This is a genomic window from candidate division KSB1 bacterium, assembly GCA_034506255.1.
GTDB classification, from domain to species: domain Bacteria; phylum Zhuqueibacterota; class Zhuqueibacteria; order Zhuqueibacterales; family Zhuqueibacteraceae; genus Coneutiohabitans; species Coneutiohabitans thermophilus.
On record JAPDPX010000005.1, the window covers coordinates 313,946 to 335,669 of the forward strand.

The 21,724-nt window shown below is 60.2% G+C and carries 15 protein-coding genes; 3 read left to right on the plus strand and 12 right to left on the minus strand.

The features are described from left to right. Nucleotides 1-61 precede the first annotated feature (61 nt). From ONB52_12150 to ONB52_12190, 9 genes are all read right to left on the minus strand, one after another. Complete coding sequence (locus ONB52_12150; protein ID MDZ7416892.1) at nt 62-1,234, minus strand: aminotransferase class I/II-fold pyridoxal phosphate-dependent enzyme; 1,173 nt, start codon at nt 1,232-1,234, stop codon at nt 62-64. An 814-nt stretch (nt 1,235-2,048) separates the two neighbouring features. Next, nucleotides 2,049-2,681, minus strand: coding sequence for a MarC family protein (locus ONB52_12155; protein MDZ7416893.1), 633 nt, complete (start codon nt 2,679-2,681; stop codon nt 2,049-2,051). A gap of 227 nt (nt 2,682-2,908) precedes the next feature. After that, nucleotides 2,909-5,353 (minus strand): penicillin acylase family protein, encoded by a 2,445-nt coding sequence (locus ONB52_12160; protein MDZ7416894.1) that lies wholly within the window; start codon nt 5,351-5,353, stop codon nt 2,909-2,911. Nucleotides 5,354-5,524: 171 nt separating this feature from the next. After that, complete coding sequence (locus ONB52_12165; GenBank protein ID MDZ7416895.1) at nt 5,525-6,052, minus strand: hypothetical protein; 528 nt, start codon at nt 6,050-6,052, stop codon at nt 5,525-5,527. 12 nt (nt 6,053-6,064) lie between these two features. Beyond that, nucleotides 6,065-6,832 carry a YjbH domain-containing protein gene (locus tag ONB52_12170; GenBank protein ID MDZ7416896.1) on the minus strand — a complete coding sequence of 256 codons (768 nt, stop codon included), beginning with the start codon at nt 6,830-6,832 and terminating at the stop codon, nt 6,065-6,067. Between the two features lie 112 nt (nt 6,833-6,944). Further along, nucleotides 6,945-8,408 carry a M28 family peptidase gene (locus tag ONB52_12175; GenBank protein ID MDZ7416897.1) on the minus strand — a complete coding sequence of 488 codons (1,464 nt, stop codon included), beginning with the start codon at nt 8,406-8,408 and terminating at the stop codon, nt 6,945-6,947. 1 nt (nt 8,409) lies between these two features. Beyond that, a complete protein-coding gene (locus ONB52_12180; GenBank protein ID MDZ7416898.1) occupies nt 8,410-8,889 on the minus strand; it encodes a hypothetical protein in 480 nt (159 codons plus the stop codon). 60 nt (nt 8,890-8,949) lie between these two features. Then, complete coding sequence (gene hisC, locus ONB52_12185; protein ID MDZ7416899.1) at nt 8,950-10,020, minus strand: histidinol-phosphate transaminase; 1,071 nt, start codon at nt 10,018-10,020, stop codon at nt 8,950-8,952. A 37-nt stretch (nt 10,021-10,057) separates the two neighbouring features. Further along, complete coding sequence (locus ONB52_12190) at nt 10,058-10,627, minus strand: YIP1 family protein (protein ID MDZ7416900.1); 570 nt, start codon at nt 10,625-10,627, stop codon at nt 10,058-10,060. A 398-nt stretch (nt 10,628-11,025) separates the two neighbouring features. Between ONB52_12190 and ONB52_12195 the strand changes: the two genes are divergently transcribed. From ONB52_12195 to ONB52_12205, 3 genes are all read left to right on the plus strand, one after another. Further along, the gene (locus ONB52_12195) at nt 11,026-11,448 is read left to right on the plus strand and encodes a hypothetical protein (protein MDZ7416901.1); all 423 of its coding nucleotides are present in this window, start codon (nt 11,026-11,028) and stop codon (nt 11,446-11,448) included. 554 nt (nt 11,449-12,002) lie between these two features. Then, nucleotides 12,003-12,254 (plus strand): hypothetical protein, encoded by a 252-nt coding sequence (locus ONB52_12200; protein MDZ7416902.1) that lies wholly within the window; start codon nt 12,003-12,005, stop codon nt 12,252-12,254. A 58-nt stretch (nt 12,255-12,312) separates the two neighbouring features. Continuing rightward, nucleotides 12,313-16,935 (plus strand): tetratricopeptide repeat protein, encoded by a 4,623-nt coding sequence (locus ONB52_12205; GenBank protein ID MDZ7416903.1) that lies wholly within the window; start codon nt 12,313-12,315, stop codon nt 16,933-16,935. A gap of 906 nt (nt 16,936-17,841) precedes the next feature. On the opposite strand, the gene ONB52_12210 is transcribed toward ONB52_12205, so the two are convergent. The 3 genes from ONB52_12210 to ONB52_12220 form a co-directional block, all read right to left on the minus strand. Next, a complete protein-coding gene (locus tag ONB52_12210; protein ID MDZ7416904.1) occupies nt 17,842-18,831 on the minus strand; it encodes an electron transfer flavoprotein subunit alpha/FixB family protein in 990 nt (329 codons plus the stop codon). 83 nt (nt 18,832-18,914) lie between these two features. Beyond that, on the minus strand, nt 18,915-19,685 hold the full coding sequence (locus tag ONB52_12215; protein MDZ7416905.1) for an electron transfer flavoprotein subunit beta/FixA family protein: 771 nt from the start codon (nt 19,683-19,685) through the stop codon (nt 18,915-18,917). Nucleotides 19,686-19,947: 262 nt separating this feature from the next. Continuing rightward, nucleotides 19,948-21,684, minus strand: coding sequence for an acyl-CoA dehydrogenase family protein (locus tag ONB52_12220; protein MDZ7416906.1), 1,737 nt, complete (start codon nt 21,682-21,684; stop codon nt 19,948-19,950). Nucleotides 21,685-21,724: the final 40 nt, after the last annotated feature.

The window sequence follows — 21,724 nt, forward strand, 5'->3', positions numbered from 1 at the left end:
CGTGCCGGTGAGCGGAACCGCACAGGGTTTCGCTTTTTGCGGAAAGCAAACGGCAGTTGTCTCAGGCAGGCAGCCGGCGTAGACGCTCTTCGGCAGCCGCCAGGGTTTCCTCCCTTTTGCAGAAACAAAACCGCAGCAGCGAGCGGCCGTCCGCCGGGTTTTGATAGAAGCTCGAGCCCGGCACCGCGGCCACGCCGATCTCACGAATCAACCAGCGCGCGAATTCATTGTCGTTGCGGTGACCGGTTTTTTGCATCAGCCTGCCGGCGTCTGCCATGATGTAATAGGCGCCCCGGGGAATCCAGCAGTCGAAACCGGCAGCCTGCAGAATGCCCAGCAACCGGTCACGTTTCTGTTGATACAGCGCCGCCAGGTTGCGGTAGTAGTCGTCCGCGAGTTGCAGCGCGACCGCGGCAGCTTCCTGCAGGGGCGCCGCCGCACCGACGGTGAGAAAGTCATGCACTTTGCGAATCGCAGTGGTCTGCCGTTCCGGAGCAATCGCCCATCCCACCCGCCAGCCGGTCAAACTGTAGGTTTTGGAAATGGCATTGATGGTGATCGTGCGCCCGGCCATGCCCTCCAGGCTGGCGATGCTGAGATGGGTGGCGCCATCGAACAGAATGTGTTCGTAGATTTCATCGGTGATGGCGAATGCCTCCCAGGTTTGGCAAAGACTGGCAATGCATTCCAGCTCCTGGCGCGAGAAAACCTTGCCGGTGGGATTGTTGGGCGTGTTGATGATGATGGCGCGGGTGTGCCGGTTGAAGGCCTGGCGCAGCTCGTTCTCATCGAAGTGCCAATCCGGCGGATGCAGTTTGACAAAGCGCGGCCGTGCGGCCGCGAGCAGGGTGTCCGGGCCGTAATTCTCATAGAAGGGTTCGAAGATGATCACTTCATCGCCCGGATTGATCAAGGCCAGCAGCGTCGCGATCATGGCTTCCGTCGAACCGCAGGTGACAGTCACATTTTTGGCCGGCTCAACCTGCAGGTGGTTGTAGCGCGCGGCTTTCGCCGCGATGGCCTCGCGCAGCCGCTGGGCGCCCCAGGTGATGGCGTATTGATTGATGTCCGCGCGAATGGCTGCGACGGCAGCCTCTTTCACCGCCGCGGGTGCGGGAAAATCGGGGAAACCCTGGGAAAGATTGACCCCGCCGTACTGCAGCGTCAGGCGCGTCATTTCGCGAATTACCGATTCGGTGAACGATTCCGTGATGTGCGCAACCGCTGGTTTCATGGATCGGGCTCCGCTCTGTTCATACTTGTCAAGCTCCCGTTGCTGCACCCAAAACTTCCGGGCGCCGGGGCGCGGCCGGGCGGCCACCTGCGCCGGCCGCGGGCCGCCAGGCTGCAATCGAGTTGCGAAAGAAGAGCATTCCTGGTAATCCCGCCGTAACATGTGGCGTGGCGCAGACCTCCCAGCCCAATGCTGCCAACTCTTCGGGAAAACAGGCCGACATGCGGTCCACTCCAGAAGGAGGCGCCACTCCAAACCGATCGCTCCGCCGGGGCTGTTTTGGGCACGGCCTCGAGATGAGAAGGAGGACAAACGGCAGTTCCACCCGGGACCTCATGTTTATAGCAAGACAGAGATTCCACCCTCGATGTGAAGATCAAAACCCAAAATCCGCCCACGAAAACGAAGTCCCACGGAGGAAGCCATTTCGTGGGATTTCATATTCATGAGCGAAAGGATGAGTCGCCCTCGACATCAAACACAAACAATCCGTCCACGAAAGCAGAACTCCCTCGGAAATGGTTGGAGCTGTTTTCATGGGAGAAAAGACGTGACGCCTTCGGCAAACGGGCGAATTTCGCAATCAGGGCTGTTCTACATTCGAAAAAAAGTTTTGTCTGACTGTGACCGGCGGAGTTTTGTGAACACGCCATTTATTCCGGGCAGCAGCAAGCCGGCAGGCAAAGTTCCGGTTTGACAAAAGTGCGCCGGCGGCGGCCCGACCCCGCGGCATTCATTCCCTCACACTTCCCCGGGGTTCTCCGGCCTCGGGAAACCCCGGCACCGCCGGGGTTGAACTGCCGGGAGAACGACATTACTTCCCAAATATCTCGGGGAACGAATCTTTCACGCCATTGATCACGAATTGCACCGCCATCACCGCGAGGATCAAACCGAGCAGCCGCGTCATGAGGTTGATGCCGGTTTCGCCCATTTTGAGCAGCAGCGCACCGGCATAGTGATAGATCACATAGGACAGTGTGCCGGCAAACAGGATGGCTGCGATGATGATGGCGAGGTGGGCGAAATGCTGCGCCTGGGTGGTGAGCGTCATCACGGTGGCGATGGCACCCGGGCCGCTGATGAGCGGGATGGCGAGCGGCACGATCGCGATGTCATCCTTGACATGCGCTTCCTCCTGCTCGCTGGGGGTGAAGTGCACGCGCGATTTTTGTGCTGCCAGCATGTTCATCGCAATGCCGAACAGAATCAGGCCGCCGGCGATGCGAAACGCGCCGATGGTGATGCCGAACATTTTCAAAATAAAACCGCCCATGAGCGCGAAGAGGGTGAGAATCAACACGCCCACCAGGCAGGCGCGGCGGATGATGGCATGCCGCTGCTCCGGGCGGTAGTCATTCAGCAGACTCGCGAAAATCGGGACGTTGCCGAGCGGGTCGGTGATCACCAGCACGGCAACGAAGGCATTGAGGGCAAAGGCCAGCATGTTTTTTTCGGTTTGTGGAGAGTGCCGTTTGGGTTTTGCGGGAGGCTCTGTTTTGCCGGCACGGGCCTGCTTGTTGGACTGCTGCCGATGCGCCAGGCCGGTGTTTCGGTGAAAATCCGGCTGGCAAGGCGCGGCGTTTCATGATGCCCACCGTCGCAGGCACTCCACCTCAGCCGGAGCGGCAACATGGTGGGACACCGGACGGACAGTAACAAGCGCGGCCGGCCTCACCGGTCCGCGGCGGCCGGCTGCAACACCAGGACGTTGCGGCATTCCTGCGCCAGCCGGGTGCGATCGAGGAGGATGCGTTTGTACCGGCCTTGCTGCCACAGTTTCACTTGATCCTGATAATGCGGGCTGCGGGGCTGGCCCGAAGCGCCGCCGGGCAGGACCTGCAGCCGCACCTGGGGCGCCGCCATGTCAACGATCATGCGCACCGAGGGCCCAATCACGGCGGCATAAGGTTTGGAAAGATGGTATTCCGCCTTGCTGATGGTGTTTGCCGAGCCGCCGATCGGGATCGGGCCGACGTTGAAGAGATAATCCAGCGGCCGGCGCTGGCCGAAAACGTGAGCCAGTGTGAGCTGGTGCAACCGGCCCCATTCCCAATCACCGATGATGCCGCCGAAATGCTTTTCCAGAAATGCCAGCGCCGTATGCAGCGACTGCCGCGCAATCTCCCGGGCGGTCTCGCGCCGCTCCGTTCTGCGGTCATCGAACCAGGGCGAGGCCGGGTGTGACACGAAGTGTTCGAGGCTGCGCACCGCCAGGTTCGACCATTGTGTGTAACTCTGAAACAGGGAGTCGCCCAATTCATCGCGGAGGGTGGCGCGCAGGAATTCCAGCGACCAGACGTTGAAAATCGCCGCGGCCACACTTTCCACGCGTTCGACGTAGTCCCATTCCCGCAGGAGCAGCAGGGCATTTTGCTCCAGGCCGGTCGGCGCCGCGTCGAAGCCGCCGCCGGAGTCCCCTGCTGCCGTGTCCGCCAGCAGGGCCAGCAGCCTGGGCAGCACGTATTGCGCATGCTTTGAGAACTGATCCTGCTGCATGTCGGCAAACACGGCGGTATCGACTTGCGCGTGTTGCTCGAGCAGCTCGGTGATGCGCTCGATGCGGCTGGACGGTTCCCAGCCGACCGAGAGGTAATAGGGATAGTTCCGGTCCTGCATGCGGTTGTTGGCAGTGGCGAGAAAGTGTTGCGGCGGATTGAAGGCGTGGGGCATCTGCTCGAAGGGTATTGTTCCAATCCAATCGCCCGCCTTTTCCCAGCCGCGATAGGGCAGGTATCCCCTGCCGTCGCGGCGGATGGGCACCGCACCACAGGCCCAATAGCCGATGTTGCCGGCGGTGTCGGCATAGACCACGTTTTGACAGGGCGCGGCAAAGTGGCGTGCCGCGGCCTGGAATTCACTCCAGGAGCGCGCGCGATTGAAGCCGAGAATGGTGCGCAATTCATCGGAATTTTCGAAGCCGCTCCAGCGTATGGCGAGCGCCAGCGTGTCAAAACGCACCACGCTGAGAATTTCGCTGACCAGCGGACCGCGCGGCGTTGCCCGCACCACGAAGTCCACCGAATCGGCATCCTTCACCGGGATGCGTTCCCGCCGGATGATCAGCTTCTCCCACGCCTGGCCGTTCCAGTATTCCTCGGGGTTTTGCGGATTGAGCTTTTCGAAATAGAAATCGAGATCATCGACCATGCCGTTGGTGAAGCCCCAGGCAATCGCACGATTGTTACCCAGCACGATGCCGGGCGCGCCCGGAAAGGTCACACCAGCGACATCAAAATCGCCGGCGGACAGATGCATTTCATACCACACCGAGGGCAGGGCCAGACCCAGGTGCGGATCATTGGCGAGAATCGGTTTGCCGCTGCGGCTGCGCTGCGGCCCGACGACCCAACTGTTGCTGCCCAGCACGCCGGCGGGCATGCCGGGTTGATTGCGCGTTGCCTGCGCCAGCTCCAGAAAATCCGCGACGCGCGTCGCCAGCCCCGGCGATGCCGGCAGGATGGCGGGCGTATTCTCGCGCACGGCGGGGAACAGCTCGAGCGCCAGCGAATCGCCGAACTCTTCCGCAATTTTGCCGAGTGCGGCTTCACAGAACCAGGCGTAGCACAGTTGAAAGGCCATGAGGCGGGTCAGCCCGATGCTGTCTTCGATTTCCCAGGGCTGGGGTTTGTAACCCAGGATGCTGAACTCCACCGGCAGCCGGTCACGATGGGAGTTGATGAAGTCATTGACGCCGGCGGCATAGGCCGTGAGTGCAGCGCGGGATTGCGGTGAAATGTGTTGCGTCAGGCGGCGGGCAATGTGATGAAATCCCCAGGTGCGGAGAAACTTGTCTTTGGGCAGTGCCTCCGGTCCGAAAATCTCTGCGAGCGTGCCGCGCACGGTCCGGCGGGTCAAATCCATTTGCCACAGCCGATCCTGCGCCGTGACGTAACCGGCGGCGCGCCACAAATCCTCCTCGTTTTGCGCGAAGAGGTGGGGGACGCCGTAGCCGTCGCGGTAAACAGTGACGGGGTGCCGCAACCCGGCAACGCCCTGGGTGCCTGCGAGCGCCGGCAGGGATTTGTCGATCAGCCGCCTGCTGAAAAAGGCGATCACCACCAGCAGGGCGAACAGAAAAAGCGCCACACGCAGAACCGTCTTGAGAATCTTGGGCATGCTGTTTTCCTCCCGGAGATCATCACAAAAAAAGAGCAGGCGCAAATGACTTGTGCCTGCTCGCCTGTGCTGTAATGCCATCATTTTTGCGCGCCAGCAGGGAAACGCCCTGTCCGCCGCTTCGCTGCCGGCCGTTTTGAGCGGCTTGTGGCGCGCGCTTTTCACTCCGGCTCAATTATTGGGGGGCACGGTGCCGCGTCGGGCGCGGCGCTTGGCACTGTCTTCCTTGGGCTTGGACACCGTGGTGGCGGAATCCCTGCCAGAGGGGCGGGCCACCGCGCCCACGGTCGTCGGTGGCAGCGGCTGGGCGGCGGGCGTGTGTCCGGCCGGTGCCGGCTCTTCGGGGGTGGCCTGCCGGCGGCGGTCGAAGGGTCGCTTGCTCACCTCTGCCTCATCGCCCGAGCCGGCAGCAGCAGGAGCATAATAAGACTGCCACCAGGGCGTGTCGTAGTAATATTGCCAGCGCCAGGAGGGCGCCGGCCGCGGCGGCGGCACGGCAATGCCGTGAAAGCCACTGAACCCGGCGGCATGGCAGGCGTGGCAATCTTCGCCGAGGGTGACTGCCACGGAGGGATCCCCGCCGGCCGCTTCAGCGCTGCCGGCAAGGCGGGGATGCTTGATCACGGTGTAACAGCCCAGACTGGTCAGCAACAGCAGGCAGCCAATTGGCAGCGCGAGACGACTCCCTGACTTCGCCATGAGGCACCTCGGTTACAGAATGAACTGGAAGTACGTGATCTTGAACTCACGCACATAGTCTTCCGCTTTCGTTTGATTTTTGAAGAGATCTTTCAAGAAGAGCTCGAGGTAGATGACGTTCTTGATGTTGAGACGAACGGCGGTGTTCATGATGCCCTCGCCGTCGCGCACATCGCGGCGCGGCTCTGCCGGCGTGTCATTGAAGGCGACGTCGTACTCCGCCACGATTTCCAGCCGGGAGGTGATGGCGAGCGTCGCGCCCATGAAGAGATTGGGGTCGCGATCCTTGTCCTTGTTTTCCAGCGACAGGTTGATGCCGCCGTGAAAGTCCAGGCGTTCGAGAAAATCATAGCTCTTGCTGGCCACGGCATAAAATCCGGGGGATTTGTTGATGTAGCGTTCGAGCGTGTCGGCCTTCAGATAGGGCCCGTAGCCCTGGTTTTCGAAGCCAATGGTGATGGCCGGCATGCTGATGCTCTCGGTGAAAAGCTGGTACTTGATCAGCACGCCGGGTGCGGGATTCCAGCTCGGTTTTTTTTCGCCCAGGGCGTCGTTGCCGCCGAAGGAGGCGCCGAACATGAAACGGTCGGAGATGCCGACATTGAGCGAGAGCAACGCACCGCTGTTGCCATAGAAGCGCAGGCCCAGGTCGAAACCGCCCTTGCGCAGCACGCCGGCGGTGGGCTTGTCGATCATGTAACGCGGCCACACGTCCACACCCTGCGCATGCGCCAGACCGCACAGGAGGATGAGCAGGAAAGCGACAAGATTCTTTTTCATGGCTGATACCCGCTTTTTGGATGAGTACTTGAACGTCCCGTGCCGTCGGCGTGGCGGTGAACATCAGGCTGGCAGAATCGGAAGCACACGCCGGCCGGGTTCGAGGTTTTTCCTACCACAACAGGCGCAACAAGGCCAGGCCGCCGGCGCGTGCGGCCCAGGCCATGCGCCAAGGTTCACGATCGGTGGTCCATTCCGGAATGTCGCCCGAGCTGTGGTAATAACGCGAGTAGTCGATTTCGAGCGGCGTCTGTGCGGGCCAGCAGGAGGAGTGCCAGCCCGGCGTTTGTTCAGGCCGCGCCGGCTGATCCCAGGCGGCGGTAAAAATCGTGACGGCCGGAATGTGCTGCGGCGCTTGCAACGTGCCGTGAAATTGCGGCGGCAGGAAGACATAGGCATCCGTGCCACCCTGTGACGGGTTGGTGGTATACGCCTGCCAGAAGCCGGGGCGGCCGCAATACTCTCCGCCAATCCGGTCGAGCGTGCGCAGCAGCGCCTCGTTCCAGGGAATGTCATTGCCCTCGAAATAGATGGCCTGCTGCCGCGTGCCGGTGCCGGTTTGGTCGAAGTTGATCACTCCCAGAATGCGCTCGAGCTGGTGTGACCGCTGCGCGAGATAGGCCCGCGTGGAGAAATACTCGCTGCCCCAGATGATGAATGCGATCGTGTGACGCGGCGGCGGCAGTTTTTTTTCCGTGATCAGGCTTTGCAGCACGCGCGCCGTTTCCATGACCACCGCCACACCCGAGGCATTGTCATCCGCACCCGGTCCGCCGGAATCCGAATCGCCGTGGGCACAATAGATGAAGTGTTTTTCCGGCACCGCGCCGGCAAGGGTGGCAATCACGGTCTGCGGCCGGCCGTGAAAGATTTTGCTCTGCAGGGCAAAGGCCACGCGCGGGATGACGCCCTGCGCGAGCAAAGCCCGCAGGCGATTGCCGTCACTGCGGCTGATGGCAAACACCGGGATGGGATTGTCGCGCCGCTCCGGCAGCGTGCCGATCATGGCCCAGGCGGTGAAATCGCCCTCCCGTCCCGGGGCGTCGGAGAGCAGGGCCACCGCGCCGGCGCCGGCATATGCTTCATATTGCCGGCGCGAAACCAGCTTGTCGGTGAGGACCACCTTGCCGCGCAGTGCCGCGGCGCCGCTTGCCATCGTGACCTCCGCCTCCTGTGCGGCGGCGGCTGGGGAAAAACCGTAAGGCCAGGGTCTGAGAAAACTTTTCGCCTCGGGAAAAACCTGCGCCAGCTCCCAATGCTGCGCTTCATAAACCAGCTTGCCGGGATCGGTGATGAGGGTGCTGGCCAGGCCCCAGGCGCGAAATTTTTGCTGCACATATTCGGCGGCGGCCCGGTTGGAAGAGGTGCCACCCTGGCGCGGCCCATACGCCACCAGCTCCCGCACATACCGCCGCGCGCTGTCGGCGGAGACCAGACGTACGAATGCCTGCTCGGCAGGATGGCCGTTGTTCGTGCGGGCGGGAGCTGCCGGCAGCAGGCAGAGGAGGGCGGCTGTCAGAAAAGTCCGCAAAGTCGTGACCGGCACCAACGCGTGCATCTCCAGCGGTGCAACCACTTCACTTCTTGTCGATTTCCTCGGCGGTGACGATCAGCGTTTCATAGAAAAAGATCCCCATCCCCACCAGGAAGGCGACCCAGGCGGTATACAGCACCAGGCTGAGCACTTGAAAACTCAGAGGGATTTCCGTGACTTCTTCGCTGCCATTGCTGGCGCTTTCTGATTGTGCCGCCGTGCCCGCCGGTTTTTGTGCCGCCCCTTTGAGGTTTTTTTTCGCCTGGTATTTTTCGATCTCCGCTTCCGGCAGGGTGACGAGGTGATACTGATCCTTTATCACGCCGAACACCAGCATGGGCACCCGCAGGCCGAGAATCGCGATGGTGGTGACCGTGAGGGTGCACAGCAGAATGCGCCCTTTGGTCATGCGCCCCCCGGCGAAGAATCCGATGATGTACAACAGAATGCCGACCGTCACCGCGATCCACATGACGGTCGTGTTCATCTGGTAAATCATCGGCAGGAGATCTTTGTCGAACATAATCACTCCAGGGCAACGGCGCGCGATGCCAAGTTAGAAAATTAATTGCGCAATGTCAATCTACAAAACCTCCTGCAGCGCAGCGGCGACTTTTTCGTTCTCCGCCGGCGTGCCGATGCTCAGGCGCAGGCATTGTTCCAGCATGGGATAATGGCTGACATCGCGCACCAGAATGCCGCGCGCCTGCAGATGCGCAAACACCTCCTGCACCGGCTCCTGAAATTCCGCGAGAAAAAAATTGGCCTGGCTGGGATAAAGGCGCAGCGTCGTCATCTGCCGCAGCCGGGTCAGCAACTGCTCGCGCTCGCGCACCACCTCCTGCACCCGCTGCAGCAACTCCTCGCGATGCGCCAGTGCCACCAGCGCGGCGGTTTCGGAAAACAGATTGATGTTGTAGGGCAGCGCTGCCTTGCGAATTTCCCGCACGAGATCCGCATGGGCCATGAGATAACCCACCCGGCAGTTGGCCAGGGCCAGGGCTTTGGAAAAGGTGCGCAGCAGAATCAGGTTCTCATACCTCTGCAGCAGCGGCCGGAAATCCTGCCTGGCAAATTCGACATAGGCCTCGTCCACCACCACCAGCCCGGGAAACTCCGCGAAAATCTCCTCGATTTGCGGCTGGGGATAGGCAACGCCCGTCGGGTTGTTGGGCGAGCACAGGATGATCATGCGGGCGCGCATGCGGTTGGCCGCCTCCAGCACGCGCTCCACCGGCAGGGAAAAATCCCGGCGGTTGAGCCTGACCTCCAGCGCCAAGCCGGAGAGGATTTGCACGGTCAATTTATAAAGCGAGAACGTGGGCTGCGGAATCACCACCGCCACGCCGCGGCTCACCGTCACCATCAGCAGCGCCTGAATCAGCGAGTTCGAACCGTTGCCCACCAAAATTTGCTCCGCCGGCAGGCGGTTGTAATCCGCCAGCGCCGCGGTCAGCTCCTCATGATGAAAATCCGGATAGCGCTCCCAGGCACGCGCTTTGACCCGCTGCCAAAACTCCTCCTTCCACGCCTCGGGAAAGCCGAAGGGATTCTCGTTTTGATCCAGCTTGATGGCCGCGCTGCGGCGCTGCAGCGTGTAGGCGCCTGCCGATTGCACTTCCGGTTTGATGAAATACGACAGATCAGGAGTCATGGTGCGAAAAGGCGAACTGAACGCGTGAAAACCTTTGCTACCCGTGCAGACCAAAAAACTTCAGAATGCCGGAGGCGAAGACGGCATCGGCAAGCAGGGCCAGCAGAAACAGCAAAGCCGCAAAAATGGCCACGATCGCGAGCATGAAGGGAAAGGCCTTGTCGGCCGGTGTGTCGAGCATCACTGGCAGACCGAGCTGGATCACATAACCGGCATAAATGATGCCCGCCACCCAGAGCAGCGTTCCCAAAACAGGGAGGAAAACCAACACCCCGGCGACAAAAACGGGTGTGAAGCCGAATGCCACCAGCGCGAGTGCCGGCCCGAGATCCCTGCGGGAGGAGAAAGTCGGCGCGAGCAGATGCGTGAGATTGGCGGTGCCCTCCACCGCAATCAGGAGAATGAGATAACTCAGCAGCGCGGCGCGGAAATTGACCGGCATGTGCGCGCGCCAGAAACCCAGCAGGAAACCGAGCGCCGGCAGTGCCGCCATCCATATCACGTACTTGAGATACACCAGCACGCTGGCAAGCTGCTCCTTGCGGATCGTCTGCCACTCCGCCGCCGGCGCGAGCAGCAGGTTGTGCACCCGTCGCAGCACAAACATTCCGCCTCCCTTCCGAATTTGGCTGAATCAGGCCTGGTGAGTGAAAAACCACGCGCTTAGAATAAGCAACGCGCGGCAAGAACTCAAGCGAAAAGACCGCGGCCCGGCAAAGCCTCGATTACCCGAGGGCGCGGACAGCCGGCAGACAATTGATACCCCCTGGGCGCAGGCTGGAATGCCTGTATCGATAGCAAACAAAACATTCCACCCCCGAAAGTGAAATCCCGCGAAAAAAGCCTTTTCGCGGGACTTCATTTGCGCGGGAGAAAACGCGGCGGATTTGTCAAGCCGTGGATTGAACTGCAGCCCTCACCGCGCCATTCGCTGCTTGTAATAATCTCCGAAAAGTCTAGATTCCACAGCGCAATCCTGCTCCTGAAACCACTGGAGAAAATGCCATGCCTGCCCCGGAAACCAGCATTCCCTCCCGCCGTGCCACCGATGACGATCTCTTCTATCTCGACCTGGCGCGCGAGGAATTTGCCGCCAGCCTGGGCCGCATCGAAGAAACCGCGAAATATTTGATCGGCGCCATCGGTGCGGTGGCCGGCCTGGTGCTGGCCGGCATGCAGGTCAAGCTCGCGGTCAGTCAGGGACAAGCAGCGCCGGGGACGCCGTTGACCTGGCCCTTCGTGCTGTGGGGCGTCAGCGCCTTGTTCGCCATTTTCGTGTTCTTTCCGCTGCCGTACCGGCACTACAGCGCCTCACCGCAATCAATTCGACAAAAATTTATCAAAGCGCGTAAAGTAAAGTGGAGCCTGCTGTTGGTCTCGACCCTGACGTTTGCCGCCGGGCTTCTGGTGGCGGCCTGGCAGTTTTGAAAACTTCGAGTACCTGAATTTTGCACCCAGATTGATCCCCTCCGCCGGGAACGCCGTTTTGATCGCGACGCCCAATCACCCAAGGGGTGGTGCATAAAAAATTTTGCAGGCAACCGTGCGGTCAACTCCGGTAGGAGTGAACTGTTTTTAGGGAAGCGGCATATCGCATTTCCCCAAACTCCGTCAGGAGTGGCCTGCTTGGTCCTCCTCAAAAAGCCGCGCCAGATCATGAGAAATTCTACAGGCCACTCCTGACGGAGTTTTGTGAACACACTATCTCTTCCGGGCAACCGCAAACCAGCATGCAAAATTCAGGGAGTAACTATTCAGCCCTCCTCTCGCATGTCATTCTGGAAGACTGCGCCCGTAGGGAATCCTTTTTCGCACTAGCACAGTGCGCGAAATGAAAAAAGATTGCCACGGAATGACAGCCTCTTTTTGTACTTGAATAGTTACAACGACAAAAAATTATTTTGTCATCCTACGGACGCAGTCAATTATTTTGTTTTGTTGGCTGCAACCAAAACCGTGTTACATATATCAGTGAGTGCACCATGGAACAGACGAGCCGAAAGAACAACATTTTCATTGTGAAATGCGCCCATTGCCACAAGCCGTTTCACTACAAGGCGAAGTCGGAATCACAGAAGTCGAAATCCGATGATGCCGGCGAAGAGGAAATTGTTCTCGCATGCCCCTACTGCCAAAAGAAATTGATGGTCACTGTGCCGCGTCGGTTTCTGGAAAAAGAAACGCTGTACCGCGGCCCGGTGCGTGAGCTGGAAAGCCGGATAGCCAACGGTTAGCCCGTACGCCCGTTTACCGGCTAACCGGCCAACGGGCCAATCTCTTGGAGATTGCAAGATGCCTCTCGACCTCCTCATCCGCCCGAATATTCCTGAGCACGACCTGAAGGTGCTCACGCGCCTGCGCCAGGAATTCGACCACAAGCTGGAAAGCCAGGAACTGCCCACAACCGAAGAAATCATCGCCCTCGGCACGCATCTCTGGGAAGCGCTGGAGCATGCGGTGGATGGCGCCACCGGCATGGAAAAAATTCTCGCGCTGCGTGAACAAGCCATTGCTGCGGCTACCCACGTGCGCCTCATCATCGAATCCGGCCAGCCGGAAATTCAGGCGTTGCCTTGGGAGCTGACGTTTCATGCCGACCAGCGCCTCGGCTTTCTCAACCGCAATCCCGACTTCACCCTCCTGCGACGCTGGCAGCCGCCGGACAACACCACGCCCGACCTGACCGGCCGGCCCCTGAAAATCTTGCTCTTCGTCGCCTCGCCCGAAGATCTCGACCCCGAAAAATCCCGCCTGGATTTCGAGACCGAAGAGAATTTTCTGTTCGCGCAATTGGATGAGGCCATCAGCCGCGGCGAAGTGGAGATCGACGTGGCCGAAGACGGCACCCTGGAAACCCTGCAAGCCCGTCTCGAAAACAATGTCTATCACGTCGTGCATTGCAGCATGCACGGCCGCATGGAGGAGGGCCACGCGGTTTTGTTTTTTGAAGGTTATGCCACCGGCCGGCAGCGCGCCATCACTCCCAAAGAGTTGATTGACGTGTGGAAAAATGCCAAAGCGCCGGTGCCCTGCTTCTTCCTCTCCGCCTGCCAGAGCGCGCAACCCGACACCCAACGCGCGGTGCCGGATTTTACCCGCGCCCTGCTCGCGGACGGCGTACCGCATGTCATCGGCATGCGGCGCTCGGTGGCCGATACCGCTGCCACCCATTTCGCCGGTCATTTTTATCATGCCCTGGCCACCGGCAAAGCCATTGATTGCGCCGTCACCGAAGCGCGCCAGAAAATCACCGGCGACCTTGCCGGCGGAACCACAGACCCGCACCTGCAACTCTTCATTGAATTATTCCAGCAGTGGAGCATTCCGGTGTTCTACTCGCGCAAGTCGGAGACCGCCCTGCTCGACGCGCAAAAACCCTTTCAGCCACAGCCCCGGCCGCGCATGAAGAAAATTCGCATTGGCGGCCTGGAAGTGGTGCAGGAGGGCTTCATCGGCCGGCGTGCCGCGAAGCGGGCGCACTACCGCAAATGGGCCAGCGGCGGGAACCGGCACTTGCTGCTCTGCGGCATTGGCGGCGTGGGCAAGACCGCGCTCGCCGGCCACTTTAGCCTGCGCCTGCGCCATGAGCAGCCGGACCTGCAAATTTTCGCCTTTGCCCCGCCGTTCGATCTCGCCGCCATCGAAGAGCAATTGCGCACGCCTTTTCTGCAGGCCGCCAACAAAAACCAAGTTGAAAAATGGCAAATTTTGGAGAAGCCTCTCGATCGTCTGCAAGTCATGCTCGGCGCCATTACCGCTGCCGTACCCACCTTGTTCATCTTCGACAACCTCGAGTCCTGCCTGGATTTGGCCACCCGGCGCTTCCGGCCGGAGCATGCCGCCACCGAGAAACTCATTGCCGCGGTGCAGCGCCAGAACGGGCAGGTGTGGACCCTGCTCACCTGCCGCTACGCCATTGCCAGTGACCAGCTCGCGCACGTGACGCCAGCGGAATTGCCCGAGGCCAGCCTCGGCGACATCCTGCGCTTCATGCGGCAATGGCCGTGGCCGGAAACCGTGAGCAGCGACGACAAGGCCGAGATGTACAAAACCCTCGGCGGCAACTTCCGCAGCATCGAATGGCTCTCCGGCCTGCTCACCGCGCGTGAAAAGACGTGGAAAATGCTGCAGCAGAAATTTGCCGGCTTGACACCGCCAGCAGATACGCCCGAGGCCGCACGCCAAACCGTGGCCGAAGCCATGCGCCGTGACCTGATCTTTGAGGAATTGCTCGACCAACTCACCCCGGCCGAGAAATTGCTCTTGCAGCGCCTGACGTTGGAGCCGCGGCCGCTGATCATTGACGGCCTGTATGCGTTGTGGGATGAGCCGGATAATTTGGAAAATGCCGTTGCGCAGTTGAGCAATTACGTTTTACTCGAGACCGCCCACTCCCCGGACCTCGATCTTCCCACCTACCGCGTGGCGCCGTTGGTGGTGGAATTGCTCAAGCGCGCGCCCTTGAGCAAGGCGTTGCAGCGCGACACCCATGCCCGCTTGGCGAGATATTGGCGCTATGCTGGCGAAAAATTCACCCGTTTGATCAGCGATGATTGGGCCGCCTTCGAGCATTTTACCTTGGCCGGAATGCAGCAAGAGGCGGATGAAATGCGTGCGAGCTTGAGCAGGGAATATTTTGGCCGGCAGCAATTTGGCGTGGTGGTGGAGCTGTTGCTGCCGTTTGTGCAGCGCCGGGGTCAGACCGCACCGTGGTGGGCGCTGAATTTGTTGGGCCAATCTTTGCATCATCTTGGTCAATATGATGCAGCCCTGCAACGCTATTTGTCGGCGGAAAAACTGGTCAAGAAGGCAAAGACGAAGGAAGAAAAGAAAAATCTGAGCACGACGCTGAACAACATCAGTCAGATCTATTCTGCACGCGGGGATTACGCCACGGCGCTTTCGTATTTGGAAGAGAGTTTGAAGATAAGCCGCGAAATCGGCGACCGGCAGGGCGAGGGCACGACGCTGGGTAACATCGGCAACATTTATCTTGCGCGCGGGGATTACGCCACGGCGCTGGACTATTTGCAACAAAGTTTGAAGATTCGCCGCGAAATCGGCGACCGGCAGGGCGAGGGCGCGACGCTGGGTAACATCGGCAACATTTATCTTGCGCGCGGGGATTACGCCATGGCGCTGGACTATTTGCAACAAAGTTTGAAGATTCTCCGCGAAATCGGCGACCGGCTGGGCGAGGGCGCGACGCTGGGTAACATCGGCAACATTTATCGTGCGCGCGGGGATTACGCCACGGCGCTGGACTATTTGCAACAAAGTTTGAAGATTCGCCGCGAAATCGGCGACCGGCAGGGCGAGGGCGCGACGCTGGGTAACATCGGCAACATTTATCGTGCGCGCGGGGATTACGCCACGGCGCTGTACTATTTGCAACAGAGTTTGAAGATTCTCCGCGCAATCGGCGACCGGCAGGGCGAGGGCACGACGCTGAACAACATCAGTCAGATCTATGATGCGGCCGGAGATTACGCCACGGCGCTTTCGTATTTGGAAAAGAGTTTGGCGATTCAAAGAGAAATCGGCGACCGGAAGGGCGAGGGCGCGACGCTGAACAACATCAGTCAGATCTATGATGCACGCGGGGATTACGCCACGGCGCTTTCGTATTTGGAAGAGAGTTTGAAAATTCGCCGCGAAATCGGCGACCGGCAGGGCGAGGGCGCGACGCTGAACAACATCAGTCAGATCTATGATGCACGCGGGGATTACGCCACGGCGCTTTCGTATTTGGAAGAGAGTTTGAAAATAAGCCGCGAAATCGGCGACCGGCAGGGCGAGGGCGCGACGCTGAACAACCTTGCCACGACCGCTTATGCTGGCGGGGATTACGCCACGGCGCTCAAGTATTTGGAAGAGAGTTTGAAAATAAGCCGCGAAATCGGCGACCGGAAGGGCGAGGGCGCGACGCTGAACAACATCAGTCAGATCTATTCTGCGCGTGGCGATTACGGCAAGGCGCTGGAGTATTTGGAAAAGAGTTTGGCGATTCAAAGAGAAATCGGCGACCGGCAGGGCGAGGGCACGACGCTGAACAACATTGCAGGCATTTATCTTGCGCGCGGGGATTACGACACGGCGCTGGACTATTTGCAACAAAGTTTGAAGATAAGCCGCGAAATCGGCGACCGGAAGGGCGAGGGCGCGACGCTGAACAACATCAGTCAGATCTATGATGCACGCGGGGATTACGCCACGGCGCTGGACTATTTGCAACAGAGTTTGAAGATTCTCCGCGAAATCGGCGACCGGCAGGGCGAGGGCGCGACGCTGAACAACCTTGCCACGACCGCTTATGCTGGCGGGGATTACGCCACGGCGCTGGACTATTTGCAACAAAGTTTGAAGATTCTCCGCGAAATCGGCGACCGGAAGGGCGAGGGCACGACGCTAGGTAACATCGGCGACATTTATCGTGCGCGCTGGGATTACGCCACGGCGCTCAAGTATTTGGAAGAGAGTTTGAAAATTCGCCGCGAAATCGGCGACCGGAAGGGCGAGGGCACGACGCTGAACAACCTTGCCACGACCGCTTATGCTGGCGGGGATTACGCCACGGCGCTGGAGTATTTGCAACAAAGTTTGAAGATTCTCCGCGAAATCAGCGACCGGGCGGGTATGATCCCCACTTTGCACAATCTGGCCCTCATTTATCTGCAAAACCAGCAGCTTGAGGCAGCGCTGCAATCTTTTATGGAAGCACTGCAACTGGCTCATGAAACCAATTATGCTGAGGGCATCTTCAACGTCTCCCGCGATCTCGGCAGACTGCTCTGCGACCTCGGCCAAAAAAAGCTGGGCCTGCCCTTGCTCCGGCAAGCCCTCGAGGTGGGCCGGCAAATCGGGCATCCGGGAACAGACGAAGTACAAAAATTACTGCAAGAATACACAACGTAACGCAGGTTTCCAGCCTGCCTGCAGACAAGATGTCTGCGCTACGATCTCGCGCTACAGACGGCGGAGCGCCAAGCCTCCTGCCCAAAATTATTCAGAACCGCGAAGCCGCGAAGAACGCAAAGTTTGACCGATTTGATCGCGACGCCCACCCCCCCCAGGGGCATAGGTGTCAAGTTAGAGACTCATGTCCCACCCCTGTTGGGGGTGGAATGTTTACGGCGTGCGAATTCTGTAATTTTCCAAGCTCCGTAGGAGTAAATGCGCTATGTCAACTGTTCACATTCGACAATTCACATATCGTTCCTACGGAGCTTTAATCGCGCATGTAGTTTTCTATAAACATTTCGCTCCTAACGGCGCTGAACAACCGGCCATCTCAAACCAGCAATAACGCTCCTGGCATCTTAGTTTGACACCTATGCCACCCAAGGGGTGGTGCATAAAAAATTTTGCAGGCAACCGTGCGGTCAACTCCGGTAGGAGTGAACTGTTTTTAGGGAAGCGGCATATCGCATTTCCCCAAACTCCGTCAGGAGTGGCCTGCTTGGTCCTCCTCAAAAAACCGCGCCAGATCATGAGAAATTCTACAGGCCACTCCTGACGGAGTTTAAAGACACGCAAGATGCTCCTGTCTACAAACAGTTCATTCCTGACGGAGTTTTGTGAACACGCCATTTCTTCCGGGGAACAGCAAGCCGGCATGCAAAATTCTGGCAGCACAACCGTGATTCAAACCTCAGTGTCAGGATCAAACAAAACATTCCGCCCCCGAAAACAAAATCCCACGAAAAAAGCATTTTCGTGGGACTTCATTGGCGCGGGAGTAAACGCAGCCGATTTGTTCGATCCCGGCAGCAAACAGAAAAAATCCGCCCCCGAAAGCGAAATTCCGCGAAAAAATAATTCTCAGCCGGCCGTGATCTCCTTTATCGCCTTGGTCAGTTCCGGCACGATTTCGAAAAGGTCGCCGACGATGCCATAATCGGCAATGTCGAAGATCGGCGCGCGTTCGTCCTTGTTGATGGCGACGATGGTGCGCGCGGCTTTCATGCCCACGATGTGCTGAATCGCGCCGGAAATGCCGACCGCGAGATAGAGCTTGGGCGCGACCGTCTGGCCGGAGGAGCCAATCTGGCGGTCCGGCGGCAGCCAGCCCTCGTCGCATACCGGCCGCGAGGCCGCCAGCTCGGCGCCCAGCACCCGGGCGAGCTCCTCCACCAGCGGGAGATTGCCCTTTTCCTTGATGCCGCGGCCGACGGAGACGATCAGGTCTGCCTTGGTCAAATCCACCTTGCCCTTGACGCCCTCAAAAATTTCCAGCACTTTGGTGCGAATGGCGACGCCGGAGAGATCGACGCCGGCCTCGCTGACCGCCGCGCTGCCGCCTTTTTTCAGATTGTCGCTGCTCACCGCGCCGGCTTGAAACGTGATGAAATAAGGCGGCGCGCCGGCAAAGGTGAAATCGGCATTGATCTTTCCCTGAAACGCCTGGCGCACCAGCACCGGCGTGCCGTTCTCAATGCGGTAGCCGACGCAATCCGCAAGCAAACCGCGCTCGCAGGCAGCAGCCAGCTTGGGGAAGTAATCGCGCGCCTGGTAGGAATGCCCGGCCAGCACATATTGCGGCGCAACGCGCGCGATGACTTGCCGTGCAGCCGCGCTGAAGCCGTCAGGCGTGTAATGCTGCAATTCGGCATTCTCGGCAAACCAAACCTGCGCCAGGACAGCGGTGGCCGCTTCCCGGGCGGCGGCCGCAGCCGCCCGGCCCAGCACCAGCGCGCTCACGCTTTGGCCCAGTGCCGTGCCCAATTCCTGGCCCGCCGCCAGCGCCTCCCAGCCGATGCGGCTGATTCTGCCTTCGTTTTGCTCCGTGATCACCAATATGCCTGCTGCCATCTTGTGCTCCAGATTGCAATGGGGTTTCCGACCCGTTCACCGGCGGGCACGCCGCAGGGCCGGCGCGTTTCGATGAGAACCGGTCAAATGACTTTGGCTTCGTTTTTCAGCTTCGCGGCGAGCTCCCGCGCAACCTCCCGGGCCGCGCCGGTGAGAATTTGCGTCTTTTTGGTCTTCACCGGCATGGCGAGCCGGTGAAAGGTCACCGCGCTGCGGGTCAAATCCACCCCCAGGCTGGTGGCGCTGATTTCCTGCTGCGGCTTTTTCTTGGCGGCCATGATGCCTTTGATGGTGGCATAACGAATGGCCGCCAGCCCGGACTGGATGGTGAGCACCGCCGGCCGCGGCAGCTCGATGTATTGAAACCAGCCGCTCTCCAGCTCGCGCTTGATCTTCAGGCGCTGGTCGATCACCTGGATTTCCATCACCAGCGAGGCATGGGGCAGGCCGAGCAATTCCGCCAGCAGCACGCCGGTCTGGCCGAAACCGGCGTCATCCGACTGCAGGCCGGTGAGAATCAAGTCCGGGCTTTCGGGTTTGATCACCGCGGCGAGCAGACGCGCAGTCAGCAGCGGGTCCATGAGCGGCTGGTCATGCAGGACGTGAATCGCGCGGTCCGCGCCCTTGGCGAGCGCCTGCTGGATCGCCTGTTTGACCCGCGCCGGCCCGATGCTCACCACGATCACTTCGCCACCGTGCTGCTCCTTCAGGCGCAGCGCCGCCTCCAGGCCGTAGTGGTCGCTCTCGTTGATTTCGAACTGCAGGGCGGTTTCGTCGATCCAGCGGCCGTCGGCCGTGATTTTCAGCAGGGAATCTTTGAGCGGAACCTGCTTCAGGCAGAGGATGATTTTCACTGGGTCTTCCTTCTACTTGAAAAGTTCACGTGCGCTTTTTGCTCATCAGAGCAACAACGGGGCACGGTCTCAAATCCGGTGCGCCCGTGCCGGCAGCCTGCCGGTCTATGCGGGGAGTGTTGCGGCAGCGGCCGGCCGCCGCCAAAATTTCACAGTCCCTGCGGCTGGCGCGGGTTGGCATTCCCCGGCCCGGCCGGGGGGCAGCCGGGCTCACCGCTCACGCCGGCCGGAGGCCCGCTTCAGGGCCCGGGACGGGGAGGCATCAGTTGTAAACGCTCCAGTGATAGCCGTTGAGATCATACACCATCTCGGCGATGCGTTTGCACTCGTCGTCGGAATTGCTTTCCATCTGGCGCAGGTTGCGCCGCACGCGGCGCCAGGCCTCCTCCACGAAGCGGTTGGCGAGCAGCACTTCCTGGCCGGCATGGGGATGCCGTTGCTTCAGCAGCGTGTCGACGCGCGAGAGCACCGCCACCATGGCATAGAGATCGATGACGGCATCCGCCAGCCGCTTCTGCAGGAATTGCCGCTGGATGATCGACTTGCCGTGCTTCATCAGCGTCTTTTCCACCATGCCGTGCAGCTCGCCGGCCATGTCATTGAAACGATCGGCCGCCGCCTGCAATTGCGGATGCAGATGGGACAGGTGATCGTGCGCCACTTTGTCTTTGACCTTGCCGACCGCGTAGCCGGTGAGCAGGCCGAAGCCCTTGATGGGGTCGCGCAGCGCGCGGCCGATTTGCTTGAGATATTCGCCGGGGCCCTCCATGCCGGCGAGCGCGATGAAGGCGCGCAAAATTTCGTTGGTGCCTTCGAAGATGAGATTGATGCGGGCATCGCGCAGCGCCTGTTCGTAGGGATATTCGCGGGAATAGCCGATGCCGCCGGCAATTTGCATGGCCTCATTGACCACCCGCCACAGCGTCTCACTCACGAAGATCTTGCACGCCGCGGATTCCAGCGAGTAATCGACGCCCGGGCGGTCGGCGAGCGCGGTGGTGAGATAGACCATGCTCTCCGCGGCGTGGGTGTCGGCGGCCATGCGTGCGATCTTGTCCTGAATCATTTCGAACGCTGCGATGGGCCGGCCGAATTGTTTGCGATTCTTGGCGTGCGCGGTAGCCAGCTTCAGCAGCGCCTTGCAGCCGCCCAGGCAGCCGCTCGCCAGGCCCAGGCGGCCGGTGTTGAGGATTTCCATGGCGATTTTGAAGCCTCTGCCCATCTGCCCGAGCATGTTGTCCGCCGGCACCGGCACGTTGTCGAAATTCAGCGCGGTGGTGTTGGAACCATGGATGCCGAGTTTTTCCTCCGGCTTGCCGGAGGAAAAACCCTTGAAGCTGCGCTCCACGATGAAGGCCGTGATTTTGTCCTGCACTTCGCCGCCCACCGTCATCGGCGTCTTGGCAAACACGGTGAAGAGGTGGGCGAGGCCGCCGTTGGTGATCCAGATCTTGCCGCCGTTGAGAATGAAATGGGTGCGTTCGGGATTGAGCACGGCCTTGCTCTGGATGCCCGCGGCATCGCTGCCGGCACCCGCTTCGGTGAGCGCAAAGGCGGTCATGTATTCGCCGCTGGCAATTTTGGGCAGATACTTCTCCTTTTGCTCGTCGCTGCCGAACATCACAAGGCCCTTGCTGCCGATGGAGAGATGGCCGCCGAGCGAAACGCCCAGCGAGGCATCAACCGAGCAAATCTCTTCGAGCACCCGGCCGTAGGCGGTCAGCGAGAGGCCGGCGCCGCCATATTTCTCCGGCACAGTCAGACCGAAGAAACCGAGTTCCTTCAACGCCGCGAACACCTCCGGCGCGATGTAGCCCTGGCGGTCGATTGCGACGGAATCGATGTGATCGCGCGCGAACTCGCGGAAGGTATTCACGATGGTGCGCAGATCCTCCTGGGCCTGCGGGGCAAGCACGGGATAGGGGAAGACCAGGTCCTGCAGCACCTCGCCGGCAAAAAGCGATTTGAGGAAGCTTTGGTTTTTTTCATCACCTGCCATGATCACCTCGCGAAGGCGTGCCTGTCCTCACCCGCGGCGG